20 protein-coding genes and 2 pseudogenes are annotated in these 24,901 nt (G+C 62.3%); 9 read left to right on the forward strand and 13 right to left on the reverse strand.

What is annotated here, in order from left to right; translation table 11 throughout:
• Nucleotides 1-288 precede the first annotated feature (288 nt).
• From H7347_RS07595 to H7347_RS07615, 5 genes are all read right to left on the reverse strand, one after another.
• Nucleotides 289-2,874 carry a DEAD/DEAH box helicase gene (locus H7347_RS07595; protein WP_152822915.1) on the reverse strand — a complete coding sequence of 862 codons (2,586 nt, stop codon included), beginning with the start codon at nt 2,872-2,874 and terminating at the stop codon, nt 289-291.
• Nucleotides 2,874-4,889 carry a site-specific DNA-methyltransferase gene (locus H7347_RS07600; RefSeq protein ID WP_152822917.1) on the reverse strand — a complete coding sequence of 672 codons (2,016 nt, stop codon included), beginning with the start codon at nt 4,887-4,889 and terminating at the stop codon, nt 2,874-2,876. Before H7347_RS07600 ends, H7347_RS07595 begins: the two co-directional genes overlap by 1 nt.
• Nucleotides 4,890-5,138, reverse strand: coding sequence for a hypothetical protein (locus H7347_RS07605; protein WP_152822918.1), 249 nt, complete (start codon nt 5,136-5,138; stop codon nt 4,890-4,892). It abuts the gene before it with no gap.
• Between the two features lie 46 nt (nt 5,139-5,184).
• Nucleotides 5,185-6,327, reverse strand: a complete 1,143-nt coding sequence (locus H7347_RS07610) for a type IIL restriction-modification enzyme MmeI (RefSeq protein WP_186337372.1) — start codon at nt 6,325-6,327, stop codon at nt 5,185-5,187.
• 163 nt (nt 6,328-6,490) lie between these two features.
• Complete coding sequence (locus tag H7347_RS07615) at nt 6,491-8,176, reverse strand: DUF885 domain-containing protein (protein ID WP_152822920.1); 1,686 nt, start codon at nt 8,174-8,176, stop codon at nt 6,491-6,493.
• A 268-nt stretch (nt 8,177-8,444) separates the two neighbouring features.
• On the opposite strand from H7347_RS07615, the gene H7347_RS07620 reads away from it, so the two are divergent.
• Complete coding sequence (locus tag H7347_RS07620) at nt 8,445-9,074, forward strand: trypsin-like peptidase domain-containing protein (protein WP_152822922.1); 630 nt, start codon at nt 8,445-8,447, stop codon at nt 9,072-9,074.
• Nucleotides 9,075-9,289: 215 nt separating this feature from the next.
• Here H7347_RS07620 and H7347_RS10805 read toward each other — a convergent pair whose 3' ends face one another.
• On the reverse strand, nt 9,290-9,466 hold the full coding sequence (locus H7347_RS10805; RefSeq protein WP_227659077.1) for a hypothetical protein: 177 nt from the start codon (nt 9,464-9,466) through the stop codon (nt 9,290-9,292).
• On the opposite strand from H7347_RS10805, the gene H7347_RS07625 reads away from it, so the two are divergent.
• From H7347_RS07625 to H7347_RS07650, 6 genes are all read left to right on the forward strand, one after another.
• Nucleotides 9,459-9,905 (forward strand): SLC13 family permease, encoded by a 447-nt coding sequence (locus tag H7347_RS07625; RefSeq protein WP_227659078.1) that lies wholly within the window; start codon nt 9,459-9,461, stop codon nt 9,903-9,905. The two genes, H7347_RS10805 and H7347_RS07625, sit on opposite strands and share 8 nt — an antisense overlap.
• A gap of 87 nt (nt 9,906-9,992) precedes the next feature.
• The gene (locus H7347_RS07630; protein ID WP_152822924.1) at nt 9,993-11,096 is read left to right on the forward strand and encodes an ROK family transcriptional regulator; all 1,104 of its coding nucleotides are present in this window, start codon (nt 9,993-9,995) and stop codon (nt 11,094-11,096) included.
• Between the two features lie 145 nt (nt 11,097-11,241).
• Complete coding sequence (locus H7347_RS07635) at nt 11,242-12,567, forward strand: dicarboxylate/amino acid:cation symporter (protein WP_152822926.1); 1,326 nt, start codon at nt 11,242-11,244, stop codon at nt 12,565-12,567.
• Nucleotides 12,568-12,576: 9 nt separating this feature from the next.
• On the forward strand, nt 12,577-13,095 hold the full coding sequence (locus tag H7347_RS07640; protein ID WP_152822927.1) for a GNAT family N-acetyltransferase: 519 nt from the start codon (nt 12,577-12,579) through the stop codon (nt 13,093-13,095).
• Nucleotides 13,092-13,487, forward strand: a complete 396-nt coding sequence (locus H7347_RS07645) for a phage holin family protein (RefSeq protein ID WP_186337373.1) — start codon at nt 13,092-13,094, stop codon at nt 13,485-13,487. The genes H7347_RS07640 and H7347_RS07645 overlap by 4 nt, the downstream gene beginning before the upstream one ends.
• A gap of 28 nt (nt 13,488-13,515) precedes the next feature.
• Entirely contained in the window at nt 13,516-14,082 is a 567-nt protein-coding gene (locus H7347_RS07650; protein ID WP_152822929.1) for a DNA-3-methyladenine glycosylase, read from the forward strand.
• Between the two features lie 122 nt (nt 14,083-14,204).
• Here the strand turns inward: H7347_RS07650 and H7347_RS07655 are convergent, their stop codons facing one another.
• The 6 genes and pseudogenes from H7347_RS07655 to amn all read right to left on the reverse strand — a co-directional run bounded on the left by H7347_RS07655 (nt 14,205) and on the right by amn (nt 21,534).
• Nucleotides 14,205-14,531, reverse strand: coding sequence for a hypothetical protein (locus H7347_RS07655; protein WP_186337374.1), 327 nt, complete (start codon nt 14,529-14,531; stop codon nt 14,205-14,207).
• Entirely contained in the window at nt 14,504-14,761 is a 258-nt protein-coding gene (locus H7347_RS11010; protein ID WP_152822932.1) for an RloB domain-containing protein, read from the reverse strand. The genes H7347_RS07655 and H7347_RS11010 overlap by 28 nt, the downstream gene beginning before the upstream one ends.
• A 21-nt stretch (nt 14,762-14,782) precedes the next feature.
• Complete coding sequence (locus H7347_RS07665) at nt 14,783-16,111, reverse strand: ATP/GTP-binding protein (RefSeq protein ID WP_152822934.1); 1,329 nt, start codon at nt 16,109-16,111, stop codon at nt 14,783-14,785.
• A gap of 58 nt (nt 16,112-16,169) precedes the next feature.
• A pseudogene (locus tag H7347_RS07670) lies at nt 16,170-17,752 on the reverse strand (AbgT family transporter).
• Between the two features lie 85 nt (nt 17,753-17,837).
• Nucleotides 17,838-18,239 (reverse strand): annotated as a pseudogene (locus tag H7347_RS07675) (enoyl-CoA hydratase-related protein); the annotation flags it as partial.
• A gap of 1,909 nt (nt 18,240-20,148) precedes the next feature.
• Nucleotides 20,149-21,534, reverse strand: coding sequence for an AMP nucleosidase (gene amn, locus H7347_RS07680; RefSeq protein WP_186337397.1), 1,386 nt, complete (start codon nt 21,532-21,534; stop codon nt 20,149-20,151).
• 41 nt (nt 21,535-21,575) lie between these two features.
• On the opposite strand from amn, the gene H7347_RS07685 reads away from it, so the two are divergent.
• Complete coding sequence (locus H7347_RS07685; RefSeq protein WP_152822937.1) at nt 21,576-23,042, forward strand: peptide MFS transporter; 1,467 nt, start codon at nt 21,576-21,578, stop codon at nt 23,040-23,042.
• Between the two features lie 6 nt (nt 23,043-23,048).
• On the opposite strand, the gene H7347_RS07690 is transcribed toward H7347_RS07685, so the two are convergent.
• Nucleotides 23,049-23,417, reverse strand: coding sequence for a PH domain-containing protein (locus H7347_RS07690; protein WP_152822939.1), 369 nt, complete (start codon nt 23,415-23,417; stop codon nt 23,049-23,051).
• Nucleotides 23,418-23,513: 96 nt separating this feature from the next.
• Here H7347_RS07690 and H7347_RS07695 point away from each other — a divergent pair, with 96 nt between their 5' ends.
• Complete coding sequence (locus H7347_RS07695) at nt 23,514-24,836, forward strand: M20/M25/M40 family metallo-hydrolase (RefSeq protein ID WP_186337375.1); 1,323 nt, start codon at nt 23,514-23,516, stop codon at nt 24,834-24,836.
• Nucleotides 24,837-24,901 lie beyond the last annotated feature (65 nt).

Raw genomic sequence — 24,901 nt, forward strand, 5'->3', positions numbered from 1 at the left:
CGCGAGCTGGGTGAGTTGGTACAACACCGAGCGACTACACGGATCCATTGACTACATCCCACCGAAGGAACACGAAATGTGGTACCGTCTCACCAATCCCAACAGGGAGCAATCAGAAGCCCACGCGACTTAAACACCCACCCTCACACTCCCGGGGCGAGTCAATCCTCGAAGACGGATGCATGCTCACCGACGGGAGACTTGACTTCGTGTTCCTCACCGGCGAGGCCGTCCCCCTTGAGCTTCCGCAACGCTGGAGCCCAGTGCTGCGCACAGGCGACCTCGGGGCTATAGGGCGTTGCTGACCGGCTGTGAGAAAGCCTTGAGATCCTCCCATGAATCGGCACGAGCCGTGTCTTGCTCGTAGGCGATCAAGTAGCCCCAGTGCTGCCCCGCATAGGCATTCTCGGCAATCAGACGCCGCACTAGCGCTTCGGCGGCTTTACGCTTCGCCTGAACTTTGACGTCATCGCGGCCGCGCTCGTCTTTACCCTCAATGATCCAATGCACCCCGTTGGTATCGAAGGCCACGAAGTCTGGGAAATAGCGGTCCTTAGCATTGTAGTACACGAAGGCTTTGTCTTGCGGATGTAGTCTGTGCCACCACACGATCCCCGGCGAGGTGTTCAGTAAACGGGCGAGCTGGTATTCGCCAGTGAAAGAGTCGAAGTATTCCTCGGCGAACAAGGACTTAAACCAGCCCCCATAGACCCTGCCGCGCACGAACTGGTCGCGGATCTCGATCTGGTCATGCACCGTCTCACCCAGCGGAAGCGTGTAACCGCTGTCTGGCATCTGCTTGGGGTGAATAGACGACACCTCTCGGGTAGCCCGCAGAGTTTCGACCGTATAGTTCTTCACAAGCCCCAACAGTTCAGCGCGAGCGGAATCCAGCGATTTCACCGTCCAACCACTAAACGACACGTGCTGCATGAACTTCGGCACCAGGAACGTAGCAACGTAGCGGGCAGTTTGCTCGGTCTTGGGCACCAGAGACATGTTGACCACCAGTTTGATCAGTGCGTCTTGCGCATCAGCGTCATCGACGTGCACGGAGTCCACCTCGGCGCTTTCTCGATCCTCGGCCCGTAGTTTCTTGCCCAGCGCGGCGATGATCTCCTTACGCAACAGCACGTCTCCGGTGGATGTGACCCGACGGGCCGCTTGTTCGATCTCAGAGTCACTGATCTCAGACAGGTCAATCGGCGGCTGCTGCACCGTCATCGTCGTCACTGGGAATTGATACGACACCTCAGCAAACTTGGGGTTACGTTCGATCGAAATAACCTCCCACGTGGATTCTTCCTCCTGATCGGTGATGGTGCGAACACCAACACCAGGCCGCCCGGTGCCCGCAACGCCACCGCCATCGACAGAGACCACGCCCAGCTGAGCAACCACACCGAGATCGTTACTATTTGAATCAGCGCCCGCCTCTGATATGGTCGCAACCTTTGGGTGATCGCCGCTGATCGCGGGCGTGCCCGTACCTGTATCGGATTCTTCGGCGACCTTACGGATTACCTCCTCCACTGTGGTCTTATCTGGTGCGGCGACGGCTTCTTCCAGCCCGAACTGCTGCAGCACGTTCTCAGCATTAAGCAACTCGGTGAAGGACTGATGGGCGATAATGTCGAGCTGGTCAATCTGCCACACGCCGGTGTATTTGCCAAACGGCAGCCTCAACCCGCGCCCCATCGTCTGCTGGGTCAGCACCTCGGATGCCATCGCCCGCAGGGTCACCACAACGGCAATGTTCTTGACATCCCAACCCTCTTTAAGTTTATTCACGCTTACTACAGCAAGCACCGGAGAATGGGGACGATCAAGCTCGTTGAGACGACGCTGGGTTAGGTCATCTTCGTGCTTGGAATCCACCTGCAACACGGCGTCGTCCCGACCAAGGTATTCGGGGGTGCGTAGCAACTCAGCTACCTGGGTGGCGTGCTCAACATCCGAACACACCACGAACGCGACCGCGTTGAGATGAGCACGGTTGTTGCTTGCCGCGTAGGAGTCGTAGTACGTCTGCTTGAGGGCGCGTAGCTGCAGCGCGTCACGCAGCTGCTGTTCCTCCGACGCTCCATCAGTCCCGTAACCGGTTTTGCGGAAGGACAACACCGGGGCCTTGACATACTTGTCTTGAATCGCACGGTACAGCGGGTACTCGTAGATTACGTGATCAGTTTTCTTATCTACCGACGCCGTCAGCCCGATTGCTGCCGCCGGGTCAAGCTCTTTCAAAGCAGTGTTAAACGCCACCGCGCTTGAGCCATACAGGTGGGACTCGTCTGCAATCACCACCAGATCGTCTAGGCCCTTCAGATAGTCGAAGAGCACACCAGCGTTCTCATCAAATCTGCGAGGCTTGCGACGAATCGCATCCTGCGTGGCTCCGTGGGTATCGCCTTCAGCATCCTTCGGCGCGATGAGCTGCTGAATGTTGAAGATAAACGCCAGCATCGGGGTTTCGCGACCAAACGCAAGCCGCGCAGGACCATTCTGGCGGGCGATCCACGCCGAATAATCCTGTGGGGTGACCACCTCAGCTGGCACCGGCGAACCCGCAATATAGCGGCTAGAGCCATTGGTGAAGTTCTGTACGGTCTTTGCCTGCACCGTCTTACCCGGGGTAACGATCACGACATTACCCACCCCCTGACGGCGCAAGTACTCAATAAAAGCTGCCATTAGATATGTCTTACCAACACCCGTGGCGAGGTTAAGCACCTGCATCACGGACGGGTCATAGCCACCATCGAGTGTGAAGATGAGCTGCCGGAGCGCTTCTTTGTTCGGAGTCCGCAGATCGAACTCTGCACTGATGGACTCCAGCAAATCCGAATCAAAGCTGATGTTGAGCCTCGTCGACATTACACGTCACCACCTTCCGAGTAGCGAAAAATATCATCCGGGATAGCAATCACCCGCGACCCCTTCACCAGTTTGCGCAGATGATGGCGCACTCCGTCCATCACCGTGGTGGCCGCCAACACGATCGTCTCACCGGACCACACCTGGGTGGCTAACCACTCGACAATCTCCGGGGTGGCCACACCCTCCACCACCTTCAACAAGGCGTTACCGCGACGGGCATCAAAAACATAATCATCATCCGGGTGCAACAACGTGAATCCAAGGTTTGCCGCCACCGAGTCAATCAGGGTCTGCCCACTAGCAGCAGCCGTCAGCATCACCCGGTCCAGAGTGGGATCATAATCGAAACAGGCAGGCGACAGGTGAGCCACCTGGAAACCACCACCACCACGCCAATTCACTACGTCCTTCGAGCGCTTCGTCTTTGCTGCCGACTTCAACGCCTTTACCCGTGGGTCTTTCTTCAACTCCGGATCATCGGCAATCAGCTTGTTCAACACCGACGTGAACTTCGCGGCATCATCAGGAGAGACACCATCCGGCAACTCGACACCATCGGCGGCGATTCGCCCTCCCTTCGTGCGGGTTATCCCACCCGGATCCTCATCGTTGACAACCTTCACCAGTCGCGGGCGCGTGAAGCGGTCGAAGGTGTCTTCCACAAGTTCACAAGTCACCCAATGCCTGCCCATCTTCTGCGCCACCGCAGCCGTAGTCCCAGAACCACCAAACACGTCTAGGACGATGTCGCCGGGGTTTGAGCCGATATGAATAATCCGCTCAAGCAGACGCTCAGGCTTAGGAGTAGAGAAGGGGCTATCGTTGGGGAATAATTTCTTGATTTCGTTCTTTGCCCCGCGATTATGACCTACTTCAGTGTTACTCCACCATGTCTGAGGAGGAACGCCCCTATCCGGAATGTATGCCTTCAGGCCGAAACCGCCTTCAGCGCCTTCTTTTCCGCGCAATAAAACCCTCGGTAGTGGGAAGGTTGCCAAGCGCTCGCGCGCGAAAGCGATGGCTTCCTCTCCCCAGTCTGGAATCGTCAAACAATGCACGTCGGTTCGAATTTCGACCCCAGCGCCTTCGATTATGCCCCGCTTCTCGAGTTCTAGTGGGTCAGGCGGAGTTAGCTGATAATTACCCCATGAACGCATGAGTTCCAACATTGTCTCTTGAGCGAAGTACCAGTTAGCATTTTTGCCTGGGTAGATCATTTTCCCAGTGATTGGATGCTGGATGCCGTAAACACTCGGGTGCTGTCTTTTACCAATCGCGTGTCGAGCTGTGGGGTCGCCATCCCACCAAGGTCCATCAGGATCACCATCGGGGTTTTTGAACCGTGCATTATCAGAGGCGGATCGAGCCATTCTGTTTACGTTAAACAACTCGGAATTTTCGTATATCAAAATAGTGTCGTGATCGCTACTGAAACCTTCAGCATTGTTTCGAGGTCCATCGGCTTTTTGCCACACGACCTCAGCAACAAAATTCCTCGCACCGAACACCTCATCCATGAGCAGCCGCATCCGATGGACTTCGACGTCATCCAGGTGCACCCAAATAGAACCGTCCTCGGATAGCAGCTTCTTCATATGAAGGAGCCGGTCACGCATCATGGTGAGCCACACAGAGTGTTCGAGATTGTCCTCGTAATTGGCGAACGTCTGCGCTGTATTGAAGGGCGGGTCAATGTAGATGAGCTTGATCTTGCCCACGTACTTTTTAGCCAGCTCCGGCACGCGGGTGAGCGCTTCGAGCACGTCACCGGATTCTCCGAGGATTAGCAGGTTGTCATCCTGGGGCTCAACATCAGCGCGCTCGGAGTACTCGAACTCGTCATTCTTGGGCGACTGGACGCCCCGAACGTACTCATCCATGATGAGCGTGTGGGTCTCGCAGTAACGAGGGTCAGACGGGTCAACCCACGTGTAGCCGTACTTGCCGGTTTCGGTGGGAATGAGGGCTTTGTCCTTGTTGTACCAGGTGAGTTGGAGTCGTTGTTTTGTCATCTACTTAACTGCCCCATTTGTTACGACTAAGACAGCTTCGCTTACGAGCTTGCGGTCAATACATCCATGTGGGTCTTTAATCTCAACAATGTCTCCCTCATATATAGGAGCATCCACCGAGACGAAACCAGAATCGAGTTGAGTTTGTGCCTGGATAGAAAAATGCTTCGCATTGGCAGCACCCTCGGCGTGAACAACTTCAACTGTTTCACAGTCAAACGTACGGAACACTGGCGGTTCAATGGTCACAAGACGCTCCTCTCTAATTTTGAATAAGCAGCTCAGGGTGAATCAATCAGGCGGCTAAATCGTAGTTCGCGCGCGATTGTATCCGGCGTGTCATAAAAATTTCAAAAATCTTGATCCTTGAGATACGCTCAAGAAGCTTCTCTAGCTTTGGCACCGAGTCATACGCGGAATCAAACTGCTCCTTGAGGTCGTCGAGAAACAATGGCTCGATGGTCTTTAAAATATTCGGCACCGACGTATAGTGCTGGCCCAGCTCCGAACGAGCCCCGGACTGCACCACGGCCTGGAACATGGAGCCGAAAATATCGGGATTAATGTCCTGCCAGATGAGGCGGCCAAGCTCGATGAGCAGGTTCCGGGACTTCCGATCGAACTGGGGAATCCGGTAGGCGGCATCCTTGGAGAACAAGCGCCCGTTCACGTAAGGGAATACCTGCAGGTGCTCGGCGAGATGGGACTTATCCTTGACGTCGAGGGCATCGAAAATCTCCGCGATCACGTAGGCAACGTCCGAGCCATCCTCCTGCGTCCGGGAGGCGACGGCCTTGGTGAAAGCGCCCTCCGGGAAAAGGTCCGTGTCCTCCGCGAAGTAGCAAAACAACAACCGGGTGAAGAAGATGTTCAGGCCGTGACGGCCCGCCTCCGTAGTCAGGACGTCGGGGTTATTGGCTACGAGGGCATCAAAGAGTTTACCCATCTTCTCCGCGGCCTTGGTGTCCGCGTGTCTTTCCGCGGCAAACTGCGCCTTTTCCATGCCCGCCCAGGGCAGGAAGAAGGCATAGTGCTTGTCAATCTGCGCGATGGGAAAGATTCGGTTTTCATTGGTCTTGGTGTCCACTGCGGCGAGCCAATGGTGATCCGAGGCGATAACAAAACGAGTGGTGTAGCGGACCACACGCTCGTGCTTCCTTAGTTCCTCGGCGGCTTGGAGCAGGCGCGCCTCCCGCTCCGCAGGAGAGAGGGATGCAGAAGATGCGGCGATGTTCCGGTAGTACACCACGTTCTTCTGCGCGTACTCGCACGAGAGATCCTCGGCCACGTTGATGGAGCCATTGCGCAGGCGGGTGATGCTGCTGGTGGAGCGGCCGTACGCGGCGAGGAGATCGAAGAGCAGCTCGTCAGAGTATTCCTCCCGGCCCGCGAGGGCCTGGACGCGCTCTTCGATGGTCTTGACGTTCAGCGGGGGCAAGATGGGGCCTTCTTGGTGATTCAGGGAGGATCGTACAGACTAATACTCTACGGCAACAGTAAACCGGCTAATGAAATTTGCCGTTCTGGAGGCCCACGCCGAATATCCCGTCCTCCCCGAAGAAGAGCCGGGGACGTGACACACTCCCCCGACCCTCGCGTACCTACCCCACCACCTCGTCCCGCAGCACGGACATGGGAATCGAACCCAGGGCCAGGGCCGCGGAGTGGAAGTCGCGCAGGCTCATGCCCGCGGCCAGGGCCTCGTCGCGCACGCCCTCCCACATGCGCTGGCCCAGGGCATAGGAAGGGGCCTGCCCCGGCCAACCCAGGTAGCGATCCAGCTCGAAGGCCAGGTTGGCCTCGTCCATCGCGGTGTTGTCGCGCAGGAAGGTCTTGGCGTAGGAGGCGTCCCAGATGCCGGTGCCCTCCGGCACCTTTTTGCCCAGGTGCACGCCGATGTCGAGCACCACGCGGGCGGCGCGCAGACGCTGGGCGTCGAGGAGACCCATGCGGTAACCGGGGTCGTCCTCGTAGCCGAGGTCGGCCATGAGCTGCTCGGCGTAGAGCGCCCAGCCCTCCCCGTGCCCGGAGATCCAGCAGGCGGAGCGCCGCCACAGGTTGAGCGCCTCGCCCTGGAGCAGCGCGGTGCCGCATTGCAGGTGGTGGCCGGGCACGCCCTCGTGGAAGACGGTGGTGAGTTCCTGCCAGGTGTGGAAGGTCTCCTGGCCCCGGGGCACGGACCACCACATGCGACCCGGTCGGGAGAGGTCGTCGCTGGGCGGGGTGTAGAAGATACCGCCGGTGCCGGCGGGATCGATCCGGGCGTCCACGCGGCGCAGCGCCTCGGGGATGTCAAAGTGGGTACCGGCAAGTTCGCGGATCGCGCCGTCGGCGGTCTCCTGCATCCAGGCACGCAGGTTCTCGGTGCCGGTGATGAGGTAGCGCTCATCCTTGTTGAGCTGGTGCATGGCCTGGCGCACCGTGGCGTCCGGGCCGTAGAGCTGGCGGGCCACGGCCTTTTGCTCGGCGGCGATCTCGCACAGCCGCTCCCAGCCCCAGCAGTAGGCCTCGTCTAGGTCCACCTCGTCGCCCACGAACTCCCGGGAGAACAGCTCGTAGCGCTCGCGGCCCACGGCGTCGCAGGGGGCGGCGGCGGGCACCAGGTTTTCGCCGAGCCAGTCTGCCATCTCCGCGAAGGCCTCCTTGGCCCGCTCCACCTCGGCGGATTCCGGGGCCACGCCCAGGTTTTCCAGCATGGAGCCGGAATCGGCCAGGGCCTCGCACTGCCCGATCACGGCGTCGATCTGGCGCAGCGCGGCGGCCTTGCCGGAGCCGGCCGCTAGGGCGAGGGATTCGCGGTAGCCGCGCAGCGCGGCGGGCACCTTGGACAGGCGGGAGCGCACCTGGTCGCGCTGCTCCGGGGTCTCGGTGGGCATGACCAGGAAGACGTCGCGGATCGTCTGCACCGGGGAGTCGATGTTATTGAGCAGGCGCAGATCCTCGCTGTGGTGGTGCTTGTCCAGCGCCACGCCCAGGCGGTTGCGCAGGGCGGCGGCGGTGACGTAATCGACGGCGTCGAAGTCGTCCTCGTCGTCGCACTCGTCGGTGCCCTCGTCGAAGGCCACCACGTCCATGACCATCTCGCGGGTGCGCTCGGCCACGGCGGACCAATATTCCGGGGAGAAGTCCTGAAGCTCGCCGTCGTAGCCGTCGATGCCGAGGTGGGTGGCGTCGGTGGGCGAGAGCGCCGCCATGTCATTGACAAAGGCCTCGCAAGCGGCATCGAGGAGCGAGGGTTCGCGCGCGGGCTGGGCCACCGCAGAGCGTACGGATTCCGCTGAACTCATAGCCCGCTATCTTAACCACGCCGCCGAGCCCTAGGCTAATGATCCACGGAGCACTCCGGCGGGCCGAATCATTCCGGTGCCGTGCCCGCGTGGGAGGGGTTCCACCGCCAAAAGAGAGTGAGACTAAATTATATTTAGTGAACCCCCTTCACCCAAAGAAATAGTGGCTGCTTTTCCGCTTGACGCGGGACATCACACCCATTACCATTTTTCTCGCTAGAAAGATAGGCGCACAAAGCACTATCCCCGCGCACCGAAAGAGGTTACCGTGCTCACTTTCAAGAGGACTGCCGCCACCGGTCTGGCCGCCGCGATCGCGCTCCTAAGCTCCGTGGTGCCCGCCAGCGCCGGCCCCAGCCCCATCCTGCGCCAGGGGGGCATCATCAAGCCCCCAGGCTCTACCGTTTGCTCCGTCACGGTCGTCTCGACCACGACCGCGTACACGGCCAAGCACTGCGGGCACGGACAGTGGAAAGTGGGCGCGCCCATCTACAACCTCAAGGGTGAGGTTCTCGGTGTGATCGACGGCATGGGAAGCAGCTCCGGCCCGGATGCCATCGACGCCGTGCGCATCAAGCTCAAGGACAACGTCCGGGTGATCGGCGCCAACGGCACGCGGGATCCCAGGACCATGAAGATCGGCGAGACGGTCAAAGTCATGGGCCATATGACCCACTCCACCGGGACCTACAGCAGCGATAAGCGCCTCTCATGGGCAAATACTAATTTCCCCAGCACCGTGATCACGGTGCAGGTTCCCAACACCGGAGGGGACTCCGGCGGAGCGGTCACTGATGCTCAGGGCAAGGTCATCGGTATCATCAAGGGCGGGATCGATAACCATGACACGCGCTTTGTGCCCATCGACATGATCCACAAGTACCTGCCAGAGCATTAAGAAAAAGCCACGGCCACGGTGGTTCCCGCAGCGCGGGAACCACCTTTTTTCATCCTGCTTCATAAATTAAGATTCCCCCTCACCGTGCTCCCTGCCTCGCACTCCGTTGCGTCATCGGCCGCGCCCACCTCATAATCTCAAGTGGATTAACTCACAATCCACCCATCCCCGAGGGGCTACCTCATGCACACACCCTTGGCCTGACCATCGCCGGGCTACTCATCATCGCGCTCACCGTGAGCCTGCTCATCCGGGGCAAGACCAGCCCCGTAGTGGCCATGACGCTGGTTTCGGTCGCCGGCGCCCTGCTCATGGGCTACGGGCCGGGGAGAGATCGGGGAGTTCTTCGACTCGGGCCTGGGCTCCGTGATGAACGTGGTAGTAATGTTCATCTTCGCCATCATCTACTTCGGCATCCTCCAAGACATCGGTTTGTTTAACCCGGTGGTCACCGACCTGATCAAGGCCACGCGGGACAACGTGGTGCTGGCGGCCATCGGCACGGTGGTCCACTTCGACGGCGCGGGGGACATTACCTTCCTACTCACCATCCCGGCGCTGCTGGCGCTGTACCAGGTCATGCACATGAGCCGCTATGTGCTGCTGAGCATCATGGCGCTGGTGCTGGGGCTTAAGGAGCGGCACCAGATCGCCCGTCTGCGCCGCTCGTCGGAGTTCGTGGGCCAAGGCGAGGTGGGCGTGGACGCCCTCGCGGTGCAGCTTGTGGAGCACCAGCGCGCCGAGCGGGCCAGACAGGGGTATCGCTACCGCGAGGCGCGCTGGTCACGGGTGGCCACGGACGCGATCTCGGTGGCGCCGCTGACGGGGTGATGTCCTAAAAACGCAGCCCAGACCATGCGGTCTGCTATGATCTAGACTCAACTAGACTATGCGGTTCATAATGCCTACTATGTGACCATGCCATACCGCAGCATCGCCTCCGCCTTTGCCCGTCCGTTTACCCCCGCGGCGCAGTGCTTACAGGTGATGCGCCAGACCACGGTGTCCACCCGCCTCGACCTCATCCGGGCCACCGGGTTCTCCCAATCCACCGTGACCCGCGCGGTCTCGGCCCTTCTCGACGCCGGATACATCACCCGCCGCCCCGACCTCGCGGAGATCGGCCATCGCGGCCGTCCCACCATCCCCCTGGAGATCAGCCCGGAGGACACCATGTTCGCGGGCATCGCCGTGGGCACCTCAGAGACCACCCTGGGCCTCTACGACCTGCGCGGGCAGCTGCTGCGGCGCACCACCGTGGCCGCCTCGGCGGCGATGGTCAGCCAGTACGACTTCCTCGAATACATCATCGCGGCCCTGCACCGCATCCTGACCCCCATGACCCGCCGCCTGGTGAGCGTGGGCGTGACCGTCTCCGGGGAGGTCAGCCCGGAGGGCGTGGTGGAGGCCCCGAACCTCGGCTGGAGCGGCACCGACATCGCCGCGGACCTGCGCTACTACTTCCCCGTCCCGGTCACCGTCTCTGGGATCGCCCCCGCGATGCTGGCCGCCGAACACCTCACCACCCCGACGACCTCCCCCCACCCCACGCTGGCCCTTTTCGCCGACGATTCCCTGAGCACCGCGCTGGAGGCCCCGGAGGGCATCACCGCGCTGAGCGCCCCCGGCGCGCCCCTGACCACGGGGGATCTGCTGCGCGAGGTGCGCAACCTCGGGGTGGAGGCCCCCACCCTGGCCGACGCCGTGGCCCACCCCGCCGCCCGGCCGATCCTCAACGCCCGGGCGCACGGCCTGGCGCAGCTCGCCGTGGAGCTGGTGCGCCGCCACCAGCCGCAGCGCCTGGTGATCGCGGGCAGCGCCTTTACCGCCGATCCGGAGGCTCCCCGCATCTTCGGCGCCTCGGTGCGCGAGGCCCTGGGCCGGTTCGACTGCCTCAACCGCAGCGTGGAGCTGCGCATGATCCCCTCCCACGCGGAGATCGTGCACGCAATCACCCGGGCGGCGGCCCTGGATCTGGTGTTGCGCGATCCGCTACAGCTCAACCTGCTGCCCTCCTCCTAACCGCCCCGCCAAACAGACCGATAAGTGCAGAAATAACATACCGCTTTGTCATATTGGTCACGGAGAGGCCGCCTGCGGGCATAAAATCCGCGGCGCGACGTTGGGCCAAGGGTACGACGACACAGCGGTAACGAAGAGGTAGCCTATGACTTCCACCCCCTCCCCCACCGCAGCCCCGGCCCGGCGGCTGCCCTCCTGGATGACCAACTTCGGCGCGCAGGTGGTGGCGGGCCTCATCCTCGGCCTCGCCCTGGGGTTCGCCGCCCGGGCGATGGCCGAGGACAACTGGCTCGCCGCCACCCTCGACGCCGTCGGCTCCACCTACGTGCAGCTGCTCAAGCTCCTGATCCCGCCGCTGGTTTTCGCGGCCGTGGTCACCTCCGTGGCCAACCTCCGCAAGGTCACCAACGCCGCCCGGCTGGCGGTGTCCACCCTGGTGTGGTTTGCCATCACGGCCTTCTTCTCCGTGCTCTCCGGCATCCTGGTGGCCCTGGTGCTCAAGCCCGGCGAGGGCACCTCGATCGACCCCACCACCGCGGCCGATCCCTCCCGCACGGGCAGCTGGCTCGGCTTCCTGGAATCCATCGTCCCGGCCAACTTCCTGGGGCTGTCCGCCGCGGAGTCCTCCGGGGAGATCTCCCTGGGCTTTCACGTGCTGCAAATCCTGGTGATCTCCCTGGCCATCGGCGTGGCCGCCGTGCGCGCGGGCAGGGCCGCCGAGCCCTTCCTGGCCTTTGCCGAATCCTTCCTCAAGGTGATCCAGGAGGTGCTGTGGTGGATCATCCGCCTGGCACCCATCGGTACCGCCGCGCTCATCGGCACCGCCGTGGCCAGTTATGGTTGGGACGCTCTGGGTTCCCTGGGCAAGTTCGTCATCGCCGTCTACGCGGGCCTGGCGCTGGTGCTCGGCGTGGTCTATCCGGCGGTGCTGCGCTTCGCCGGGCTGCCGGTGATGGGCTTCTACCGGCGCGTGTGGCCGGTGACCTCCCTCGGCTTCGTCACTCGCTCCTCCATGGGCGTCATGCCGGTCACCCAGCGGGTTTCCGAGGAGTCCCTGGGCGTGCCGCGCGAGTACGCCTCCTTTGCCATCCCCCTGGGCGCCACCACCAAGATGGACGGCTGCGCCGCCGTGTATCCGGCCGTGGCCGCGATCTTCGTCGCTCAGTTCTACGGGGTGCACCTGGATCTCACGCACTACCTGCTCATCATCTTCGTCTCCGTGATCGGTTCGGCGGCCACCGCCGGCACCACCGGCGCCACGGTCATGCTCACCCTCACCCTGTCCACCCTGGGGTTGCCCCTGGCCGGCGTGGGGTTGCTGCTGGCCATCGAGCCGATCATCGACATGGGTCGCACCGCCGTCAACGTCACCGGCCAGGCCCTCGTGGCGGCCGTGGTGTCTAAGCGGGCGGGCATCCTGGACGAGCAGCCGTGGCGGGGTGCGGATGAGCAAACCGCGCTTTTTTCCTAGGATAGGAACATGGACTTGACCATCCGCCGGGAAACGGAAGCGGACATCACCACCATCCGCTCCCTGATCACCCGCGCCTTCGCCGACGACTACCATTCCTGGCACAACGAGCAGGAATTGGTGGAAAAGCTGCGCGATGCGGAACAACTCTCCCTCTCCCTGGTGGCCGTCTCGGACATAGACATCGTGGGGTTCCTCGGCGCCACCCGCGTGCGCTGCGGCGACGGCTCCACCGGCTGGTGCGTGCTGGGCCCCCTCGCCATCGAACCGGAGGCCCGCCGGGGCGGCGTCGGCACCGCGCTGCTCGCCCAGGCGCTGACCGCGCTGCGCGGGGAGGGCACCCGCGGGGTCGCCGCGCTGGGCAACCCGGATTTTTACCACAAGTTTGGATTCCGCCCCGCCCCGGGCCTGCGCCTGGGGCTCGACCGCAAGCCCGGGGCCCAGGTGGAGGTGCTGGCCCTCTCCCTGGACGGCTCCCCTCTTCCCCAGGGCGACGTCGCCCCCCTGGCCGGAGGGCCGCAAACGTGAGCGGGCTGTGGAACGCGAGCGTGCGCATCGCGGGCACGGCAGTGGCCCTCTGGGCGGTCACCGGGCTCATCGCCGGGGTATCCGTCTACGGCGCGACCTCGGGGGAACGCCTCGTCTCTTTTCTGTGCTCCGCCGCCCTCATCGTCGCCCTCAACATGACGGTGCGCCCCGTCCTGCGGTTGATCGGCCTGCCGCTGACCATCCTCACCCTGGGATTCTTCGCCCTCGTCATCAACGCCCTGGTGTTTCTCTTCGCCGGATCCCTCTCCGCCGCGCTGGGCCTGGGGCTGACCGTGGATGGCTTCCGCGCGGCCTTCTGGGGAGCCGTGGTCATGGGCCTGGCCAACTGGTTAATCGGCCCGCTCACCGGGATGCTGCGGGTGCGGGGCTAGGCCTATCACGACGCGAAGGGGTGCCACCATGATCGATTTTTCCGCCACGGCCGACGCGGTGGCACCCCACCTGCTCGGCTGCACCCTCCGCCACGCCGGGGTCACCGTGCGGCTCACGGAGGTGGAGGCCTACCTCGGCGCCGAGGACGCCGCCGCCCACACCTACCGCGGAAAGACCCCACGCAACCAGGCGATGTTCGGGCCCGGCGGGCGCATGTACGTCTATCTCTCCTACGGGATTCACCGCGCCGGCAATATCGTGTGCGCTCCGGAGGGCATCGGCCAGGGGTGCCTGCTGCGCGCCGGCGAGGTCATCGGCGGCGAAGACATTGCGCGGCAACGCCGCGGCGACGTTCCCTTCCATCGCCTCGCCCAGGGTCCGGGCAACCTCGGCCGCGCCCTGGGCCTCGACCTGGGAGATAACGGCGCTCCGGTCACCGGGCCCGATTTCGTGCTACGGCCACGCGCGACGGAACCCGAATGGGTGCGCGGGCCGCGCGTGGGGATCTCCAAGAACGCGGACGCACCCCTGCGGTTCTGGATTCCCGGGAACAAGACCGTCAGCGCGCGGCGGGGGCGAGTAAAGGGGAAGTGAGGATAGGAGGTCATATGTCGATGTTCCACAGAAATTTCGACATGTTTCCCCAACGTGTCGATCTCATCGACACGTCCCCCGGCTGCCGCGCGCTCCTCGCTGGGCGCGCAAAAAAGTCAGCGCTAGGCTTCCGCGTGGGTAGAAGGAGACGAGGTGAGATGTCGAATAAAAAGGCCCACCGCGCTGGCCGGATTGGTTCCCACCTCCTCGAAAGCAAGTTCCGTGATGTTCTCTGCAGCCTGCTTCCATCTTTGAACGGGAAAACCCGTACACAGCGCTTTACCCGTGGGCCCTTCCATGTATCCTTCCCCTTTTAGCTTCTGCTGAAACCACTCCCTGCCCTGAACAGGGATCTTTCCCTCGCTCACATGAGCATAGAGCCAGCAATCAAAGCTTTCGTGCGATACCACCAGGTTCACCGCTATTTTCTTGCCCGTGTTTTCCGGCACAGCGCGGCCGCCCGATGCAATTCTTCCCGTGGAGTATCATCCACGTCTACCAGCACATATACCCTGCGAAAGTCCTCCCGCCGCGCCTTGATCATCGCCGTTTCCACCGCTTTGACGGGATCTAGAGCCTCAGAGTCCACCCGCACATACGGCCACCGTTCTACCCTTTTGAGGAGGCTCAGATAATCCGGCTCCGTTCGCGTCCCCTGGCAAAAGATCAGCGTCTTCACACCCCTTTGCGCCCCATATCCTCACCCCTCCCTTTTCTGACGGATATGACGAATCTCCTCGATAGCCCGCTCGATGTCCGTGCCCGGGCTTGGCAACGCCCCGAACGCCCCCTCCAGGTACTTTTTTTCCACGTTATTACTCCCCCTGATGTGAAACTCATCCAGGCTCAGCAGTTCCGATTCCGCCTCCGCCTTTTCCACCAACCACACGGCAGAAACCGGCAGGCGTTCGCCCACCGCGTTGCCCAAAGTCGCCACGTCATGCGCGGTGTACACCAACTGAGCACCGTCGGAGTTAGTGGCGGGGTTCTCAAAGAGGGAGAGGAAAAAGCGCACCAGCGTGGGATGCAGGCTCGCGTCCACCTCGTCCACCACCAACACGTTGCCCTCCGCCAGCGCTTTAACCCCCTGCATGGTCAGGTTTAACCACGTGCGCGTGCCCTCCGATTCATCCCCCTCACGCAAGCCAAAAGAGCGGCCCCCTCCCTCATGGGTAAAGACTAGCGTCTTCACCATCTTCGCGACCTCTTCCCCGGAAAATATTCCCTCGGCGCGCAGACCTTCCACCGCACCCGTCCGACGGCTTTGCTCAAAGATCTCTCTCAGCTCCGGCGGGATTTCTTCTTCCCGTATCTCCACACTCGTCAGGCCCACATCGGCGGCCCGCAGAACCGCCTCACTCATGCCGCCCCACTCGGGGTCGGTGAGCATATTCAGGAGTTGTTCCCCTCGCTCACCCGGCAGCCTCGGGTTTCCCGGCGAACCACATATCTGGAGCTTTTCCCACCACCAACGCACGGCCCCCTCATGCGGCCCTTTTTCCTTCACCAGTTCCCACGCGCTGAGCACCAAAGTCCAGGCGCGCAGGAACTGCTCGATGATAACCTGCCCGGCGCGCGGCAACCCGATTTCCTTGCCGAAGCGCACCGTGTCACCCGTCCGATGAAAAAGCAGCCGCCGATGCCCTGTGTCCGCCACCGTTTCCAGCCGTTCCTCGGACACGCCCCGATCATCCAATTTCAGCACCCATAGGTATCGCCGCCCTTGCGCCACGTACTCCACCTCGAACTCCGTGGATTGTTTCACGTGAAACATGTGCGGTGTGCGCAGAAAACCCCCGCTTTCCGGCGCGGTGACGGAGTATCGCACTGCCTCGCGCAAAACCCGCAGCGCCCCCACCACGGTGGTTTTTCCCGAGGCGTTGGGACCATACAGGCCCGCCAACCGTTCCGTCACCGCCACCCAATCTCCCCCCTTAGGCAGGTTGCGCCGGAAAGAACGCTTCTGCATGTCCAACACCGCCCGAGTACCGAAGGAGCGGAAGTTGGTCAGAGCAAAACTCAGCAACATACCCCCATCATATGTCGAGTTATGCGGTATAGGAATTTTTTATCCCATTACCCCACCATCACCCCAGGAAAATCCCCGCGCCCGGCCCCAGCGGGAGATTGGCGTAGAACCACAGCGCCAGCAGCAGCACCCAGGTCAGGCCGAAGGGAATCACGAACACGAACATGCGGGACATGAGCGTGCCCAAGCCCGCCTGGGGTTCGTAGCGTCGCAGCATACCCAGGATCACGATCATGTACGGGTTCAGCGGCGTGATGATCTGCGTGGCGGAATCGCCCACGCGGAAGGCGGCCTGCACGAAGCCGGGCTCGTAGCCCAGCAGCGCGAACATGGGCACGAAGACCGCAGCCATGAGCGTCCACATCGCGGATCCGGAGATAATCAGCAGGTTCAGGCAGCTGGCCAGGACGATAAAGGCCAGCACGGCGGCAAAACCCGTGAGCCCCACCGATTCCAGGGCCGCCGCGCCCTTGACCGCCGTCCAGGTGCCGATGCCTGTCCAATTGAAGAGCTCCACGAACTGTCCCAGGATGAAGGCCAGCACCAGAAACTCCAGCATCCCCTTGAGGGATTCGGTCATCATGTCCACGGCGTCGTCCACGCTGCGGATGGTGCCCGCCACCGCACCGTAGGCGATACCCATGACAAGGAAGAACACCATCACCAGGAACACGATGGAGTTGAGCAGCGGGGACTGGGGCAAAAAGCCGCCCTCCGCGTTGCGCCACGGGGAGCCGGGCAGCAGCACCGCCGCCAGCACCGCGACGGTGGCCAGCAGCATCGCCCACAGGGACACCTTGAGCGCCCGCCACTCCCTGGCGGTCAGCTCCGCGGAGAGATCCTGCTCGCCGTCGTGCGCGCCGTCCCCATCGGAAGCCTCGGTGGGTACCCCCTGGCGCGCCATGCGCGGCTCCAGCACCCGGTCGATGAGGAATCCCGCGATAAGCCCCAGCAGGATCGCGGAGGCGATGTTGAAGTAATAGTTCGAGACCGGATTGACCTCCTGGGCCGACAGCCCCGGCAGGCCCTCCATCACGGCGTTGGTGATGCCGGCAAAAAGCGCATCCAGGCTGCTGGGCACCAGCGAGGTGGAATACCCGGCGCCCACGGCGGCGAACCCGCCGAGCAGGCCCGCCACGGGGTGACGCCCGGCGGCCCTAAACACCATCGCCGCCAGCGGCGGCACCACCACGAAGGCGGCATCCGCCATGATGGAGGCCGTCACGCCGGTAACCCCCACCGCGTAGGGCAGCGTCGTCTTATTGGCCGAGCCAAAGAGCTTACGGATCAGCGCGGCGAGCATACCGGAGCGCTCCGCGATTCCCACCGCGAGCATGATGGGCAACACCGTGACCAGCGGCGGGAAGCCAATGTAGTTCTCCCCGATGTTCTCCGTGAACCACACAGCCCCTCGCCGGTAAACAGGCCCCGGATGGTGAGCGTCTCCCCCGACCCCGGCACCTGTACCGAGGCCCCCGACCACGCCATGAGCGAGGACGCCGCGGCCGTGATCAGAAAGAGAATGAGAAAGAGGAGAAACGGCGTGGGCAGCTTGTTGCCCACCGCCTCCACGGCGCCGAGGAAGCGATCGCCCCACCTCCCCAGGGTGCTGCGCGGTTCTGCGGTGGTTTCCATGGACATAACGGGCCTTCCAGGTTTCGCTTGTGCTTCACCATCGCGCGTGCGATGTGGTACAGGATACACACAAGGACCCGCCTGGGCCGCGTTACGCTCCCCGGAACTCCGGTTCGCGCTTCTCGACGAACGCCGCCATCCCTTCCTTTTGGTCCTCGGAGGCAAACACCGAATGCACCAGGCGTCGCTCAAAGAGGAGGCCTTGCGCCAAGTTCGCCTCGAAGGCAGTATTAACGGCCTCCTTGACCATCATGGCGGCCACCTTGGACTTCCCAGCAATGGTACACGCGATCTCCAGGGCCCTATCCAACAGCTCCTCATCCTCCACCACGCGAGCCACCAAGCCGGAACGCTCCGCCTCCTCGGCGTCCATCATGCGCCCCGTTAAACACATCTCCATCGCCTTGGCCTTACCCACCGCCTGAGTAAGACGCTGAGAACCACCCATACCCGGCAAAATACCCAGATTGATCTCCGGCTGACCAAAGCAGGCGCCACGCGCCCGCGAATCTCCTCAACAATAGTGTTCTGCGTCATATTTCCCCCTTCCCCGGCCAGTGTACGGGGCCAGGGCAACGAGGCGAGGCACGCCACAAGAGCCACGCGGCACCGCGATCGTAGTGCTACAGCGCAGAAACCCCACCCTATCCAGTGACCGACGGGATGCATGCCGTTACACCACCATTACACGAAAGGGAACCTAGGATAGCGTATCGGCAAGATCTCGTTCCGTCGGTCGGTCACTTACCTGGCCCAGGCATTACCTACTGGGCAGTGGCGGCATATCTACATCGCTCTTGGCCAGCCTCAATCACATTGGCATAACGACCGTAGCCCCAGGTTCAGCCACTCCTTCACCCCCCAATCTCACAAGCTGGGGAAGCACCTGGCGACAACTGTAGGCGTGAGTGAAACAACGGCTCTAACCCGCGGCTCCGGCGGTGCTGCGGTCTTGCGCTAAGCACCGGGGGGTTATTTTTCTTCGCCACCCATCCGCCACACTCCAAGCAAGATCTCCCCACGATTCCCCTACGACCTAGACAGAGCTAACCATCCACGCTATGCTTCGACTGAATAATTTCAGCCAAAGGAAAGCGATATAATCGCTAAAGAAATTTTCCTACACTATAGTCTCATTGCCGCTAGTGAGTATCACTCTTTCCGGAGTGACCCAAGCAAACGCATCTGAAGTTGACATGGACGGGAAGGTGGTTCCTAAAGAGGTTGCCGATCAACTTAACGAATGGACGGAAGAACAGAACCTCGATCTTGAAGAAGAGTTCAAGGAGACACCTGTCACACACAAGGAGCATATATCTACCCAAACTAAACAGAGGTGGCATCGAACCGTCCGCCGGATATAATTACGATCCGTCTAAAGGAAGTCTAAATGACTACTGCACCAGTTCTCCAGATCAGTTTCAATTCCTGGGGAAAATGCCGATTTCAGCGGAGCATGCACACATCATGATGTATGCTACGCCCAAGCGGAAACCCCTGAGCAATATGTAGCATGCAACACTGTTCTTGGTGCACAGATGGCAGAAATATGTAATAATGTATACACAAACGGAGCCGATCCTCGCCGCGCCGGCCGCTTAGCAACGGCGGCAACTTACTTTGCTGCCGTAACCGTAGCCCACCCAAGTCAATGGCCAGGTATTATCTAGGGATATTTCGAGAGGATATCATGAACAGCAAGAGAAGAATGCCAAAACGGAATTATATCTATTTCTCCTTGGTATAGCACTTATTGTAGCCCACATCGCTACAAGCTACAATGCAGTTTTATATATCGGAGTTCTACTTTCCCTATCTTCGCCGCTATCTACAATCGTAACTTTTTCAACATCTTCCCTATCTAATAAGTGGCAAATATCCCTATTCCTATTCGGGTTAATTATGGCGATATTTGGTTCAATATACTACCTTCAAAACCAAGATTCTCCAGATATTTTCTCGCCTACACTCTTAACTCTGCTGGGGTTCCCTGCGATTCTTTCCGGAACAATAACCTTACTGAATCTAAAATAAAAGTCGTTATCACTCAATATAATGACCCCAGGGCAGCATACAAGGACGATTATGCCCATGTGGAATATCGATTCTTCCATGATGTGGACACGGAATTATATTACAGTAGTCCCGGTGCAGCTACAGAAAACAAAATACCCGCACCGCCCCCACAACGAGCTTGCGGGTATCCCACTTGTGGCCTGATATTTTACTCATGGAATCATATTCCACGAGGAAATACCATCCCCTTGCACGAGGACAATCTAGAATCAACCCGCCTCCGTCTTACCAGGTACATCCTCCTCGATTCAATCTGCTTTGATAATAAGGAAGGAAACGCACTCCGCGTGGCCCCGAAGCAGAAAGAGACAATTCCGCCTGGTCACCTACCTCAACGGCACCTCGCCAATGGTGCGCCGCAATTTCCGGGTGCGCAGCCGACGCGGATCGTGGGCCAGATACTCCATGGCGCGCACCGCGCACATCACGTGGGCCGCCTTGGAGGAGGAGTAGAAGGCCTGGGCCTGCGCCGGGAGCTTGGGCACGGCGTGGAGGGGAAGATCGGAAACGCTGAGCAGGGTGCCGTAGGGCACGCGGTAGCGGTACCCGTTGGCCGCCAGGGTGCACGATTCCATGTCCACGGCCACGGCTGTGGAACCGCGCAGCCACTCCCACAGCTCGCGGGTGGTGCGCCATTCCCAGTTGCGGTCGTCGGTAGAAAGCACCGTGCCGGTGCGCATGAGGGACTTATCGTTGCCGTAAATATCGGTGACGCTGGATTCCAGGGCGCGCTGGATCTCCGGGACGGCCGGGATGGGGACGTCGCGGGCGATCCGCCTGTCCAGGAGGTGATCCTCGCGCTGGTAGGCGTTGCCCAGGATGAGGTCTCCCATGCGCATACGGGCATCAAGCCCGGCGCAGTGGCCGATCATGATCCACGCCTCCGGGCGCAGCACCGCCAGGCAGTCGGTGATCGTCTTGGCGTTGGAGGGGCCCACGCCGATGTTGATCATGCTGATCCCATCGCCGGACTCGGTGCACAGGTCGTAGCGGGGCATCTGCCTGGCAGAAGCGGTGTCTATCTCCTGGCTCGAATCGGTGATCCGCCGCCCATTGGGCAGCACCAGGCGGGTATAGCGGGATCCCTCCCTGCCCAGTTCGCGCAAGCCGAGGTTCACGAACTCGGTGGTGTGCATGGGGTAATTGGTAAAGAGGATGTATTTTTGCAACGTCTCCACCGCTATGCCCGTGTAATGCTCGATGCGCGCGCAGGCGATGTCGAAGCGCTGGGGGCCAAAGTGAAAGAGCGGCTTGACCGGGCCGTGGAACGCCTCCCAGCGGCTATCGACGATCCCGTCGTCCACCTCGTCGAGCGTGGGACGCGGCACCTCCTCCCCCAGGTCGCCCGCCCGGCGCGCCTCGTCCACGTTTTCCAGGCCGCGAAGGTACTCGGGCGGTATGCGGGTGGTGGACGGCCCCACGAAGATCTCGCAGGGGTAATTGCCCGCCAGCTCGGTGAGCTGCTCGGTGAAGTAGCCGCGCAGCAGGGCGGGCCTGCTCAGCTCCGCGGCGTAGCGCCCGGCCTCGTCCACGTAGCCGAAGGGTGCCCTCCGGTCGATGGGTCGCCACCGCGTCACCTCCACCTCCAGGCGGGGGTAGGTGACCTCGCGGTAGTCCTCGTAGGTGCCCTCCCGGAAGATCTCCGCGGCGCGGGCCGCGGCGGCGTCGTACAGCTCGACGAGGCGATCCATCGCCTCGTCCACTCCAGCCATCTTTTCCATGTATACCGAGGGTACTCACCTACACTATCCCCATGAATACCTCCGAGGGGCGCACCTTCCTGGGCCAGCCGTGGGGCCTGGCCAATCTGTTTGGCATCGAGCTGTGGGAGCGGTTCAGCTACTACGGCATGGTCACGATCCTGGGGTACTACCTCTATTACGCGGCCACCGATGGCGGCCTGGGCATGGACGAGGGCACGGCGCTGTCCCTGGTGGGCGCCTACGGCGGCTTCGTGTACATCACGGCGGTGGCGGCGTCGTTCCTCAGCGATCGCCTGCTCGGCCCCGAGCGCACCCTTTTTCTGTCCGCGATCCTGGTCATGGCCGGCCACATCGCCCTGGCCCTGATTCCGGGTTTCCCCGGCCTGGGCCTGGGCGTGGCGCTGATCGGCCTGGGTTCCGGCGGCGTCAAGACCGCCTCCCAGGTGGTGTTGGGCGATCTCTATTCCCGCACCGATCCCCAGCGCGACGCCGGCTTTTCCCTCTTCTACATGGCGGTGAACATCGGCGCGCTGCTGGGGCCGCTGGCCACCGGCGAGGCCTGGAAGCACGGCGGCTTCCACTGGGGCTTTGGCCTGGCGGCCATCGGCATGTGCATCGGGCTGGCGCAGTACGTCCTCATGCGCAAGGGAACCATCAACCCGGCGAGCCGCACCGTGCCCAATCCCCTGCCCCGCGGCCAATACCTGCCCTGGGCGCTGGGCAGCCTGATCCTCTTGGCCCTGCTCGCCTCCCCCTTTGTTTTTGGTCTGCTGCCGCTGAAGAATCTCGCGCATTACATGGCGGGCCTGGCCTTCCTGGCGGCCGTGGTGCTGCTGGCGCAGATGTTCCGCTCCCCGCACACCACCGCGCAGGAGCGTTCCCGGCTCGTGGGATACCTGCCGCTGCTTTTCGGCTGCGTGATGTTCTTTGCCATCTTCCAGTCCCAGTTCACCATCCTGGCGCTGTACACGGACACCCGGGTGAACCTGGACGTTTTTGGCTACCACCTTCAGCCCAGCCAGGTGCAGTCCGTCAATCCCCTCTTCATCATCGCGTTCTCCGGGCTGTTTGCCACCCTGTGGTCGCGCCTGGGCGAGCGCCAGTGGTCCAGCCCGGTGAAGTTCGGCGTGTCCAACCTCATCATCGGCGCCTCGCTTTTCCTTTTCCTCCCCTACGCCGGGGGCGGCGCGAACTCCACCCCGCTGCTTATCATCGTGGCGCTGCTCTTCTTGTTCACCATGGGCGAGCTGCTGCTGTCCCCGGTGGGCAACTCCCTGGCCACTAAGGTCGCCCCGGCGGCCTTCAAGTCCCGCATGTTCGCCGTGTGGCTGATGTCCCTGTCCATGGGTACCTCGTTGGCCGGGGTGCTGGGCACCCGCTACGAGGCGGCTATCGACGCCGGCCCCTCCGCCGAGCGCGCCTTCTTTATCGCCGCTTCGGCCGCGACGATCGGCCTGGGCGTGGCGCTCATCCTGCTGCGCGGCTGGGTGGTGCGGAAGTTCGGGGACGTGCGGTAGTACCGCTCATCCCCCGAGCACGCAGCTGGCGATCACGCGGTCTATCCGGCGCACGTCGAGGCCGCGGCCAATCTTGATCTTCACTGTGCCGGCGCGTGTCCATAGCTCGACTTCCGCGTTGAAATCGAGCGTTCCCGCGTTCTCCGTGGACCACATGGTGATGGAGGAATACGGGAGGGAATACACCTCTACCTTCTTGCCGCGGATGCCCTGAGCGTCCCGAACAATGAGGCGCTTGGTGGTAAAAACCGCCGTGTCACGGAACGTCGTAAAAGCCACGACGGGATTTTCACCCGCCACAAGCAAATCCGAAATATCGGCCGGAATGGGCGCCTCAGAAACGAAGGTCCACTCCGTGATCGACGCCATCTCCATGCGGACCCTCCTGCATAATCTCTCCCCAAATCTCTTACTCTGTTGCTTCCCGACGGGCAATGCGCCACCACCCCTCATACCCCCATAATGGAACCCATGCCCCTCTACGATGACACCCTCGCCCTGCTCCAAGAGCTCATCCGCAACGCCTGCGTCAATGACCTCACCCCGGATTCCGGGCAGGAGGTCCGCAACGTGGAGACGCTGGAGCGCTTTTTCGCCGCTTCCGGGGTGAGCACCCGGCGCTTCGAACCGCACCCGGGGCGAGCGTCGGTGGCCTTCCAGGTGGCGGGCAGCGACCCGGACGCGGAGCCGCTGACCCTGCTCGGCCACATCGACGTGGTGCCGGTGGACGAGGCACGGTGGAGCGTCGATCCCTTCGGCGGGGAGATCCGGGACGGGAAGATCTACGGGCGCGGCGCGGTGGACATGCTGTTTATCACCGCCACGATGGCGGCGGTGACCCGCGAGGTGGCCCGCTCCGCCCGCCGCCCCCGGGGCACGCTGACCTTCGTGGCCCTGGCGGACGAGGAGGCGCGCGGCGGCCTGGGGGCGGGGTGGATCGCGCGGCACGAGCCGGAGGCGTTGAGCTGGCGCAACTGCCTCTCGGAAACGGGCGGCTCGCACCTGCCGACACGCGACGGCTCCGACGCCGTGGTCATCAACGTCGGGGAAAAGGGCGCGGCGCAGCGTCGGCTGCACGTCACGGGAGAAGCAGGTCACGGCTCCACCCCGCACGGCAAGGAGTCGGCCATCGCGGCCATCGGGGAGGTGGCGCGCCGGATCGCCGACGCGCACCCGCCGGTGACGGATAATCCGCTGTGGCAGGGCTTCGTGCGGGCGTTTCGCTTCGATCCCGACACCGAGCGCACCCTGCTGGCGGGCTCGGAGGATTACGAGGTCTTTGGGGATCTGGCCGCCTACGCCCAGGCGTTTTCCCACGTCACCCTCGCCCAGACAGTGCTGCGCGCGGGCGAGGCCATCAACGTCCTGCCCTCCCACGCCTGGCTGGACATGGACATCCGCCCCCTGCCGGGCACCACCCAGGACGAGATCGACGACCTGCTGCGCACGGCCCTGGGCGACATGGCCGAGCGGGTGCGCATCGAGCGCCTCATCACCGAGCCCGCCACGCAGTCTCCCGCCGAGGGGCCGCTGTGGGAGGCCTTGGCGGACACCGTGCGCGAGGAGTTTCCCAACGCCGCCGTGGTGCCGGTGCTCGCCACCGGCGGGTCCGACCTGCGCTTTGCCCGCCGCCGGGGCGGCGTGGGCTACGGCTTTGCCCTCCACGCCCGCGAGCGCACCCTGGCCGAGGCCAATAAACAACTGCACTCCCACGACGAGCACCTGCACCTGGAGGATCTGCGCCTGACCGTGCGGGCCTACCGCCGGGTCGTGGAGCGCTTCCTGGGGGTGTAAACGCCTTTATCTCGCACGAATCCGCCCCGCACCGATTCCTTGTGAGATTAAGGGGGTACCTAATC

The sequence above is a fragment of the Corynebacterium sp. zg-331 genome, assembly GCF_014267345.1.
Lineage (GTDB): Bacteria > Actinomycetota > Actinomycetes > Mycobacteriales > Mycobacteriaceae > Corynebacterium.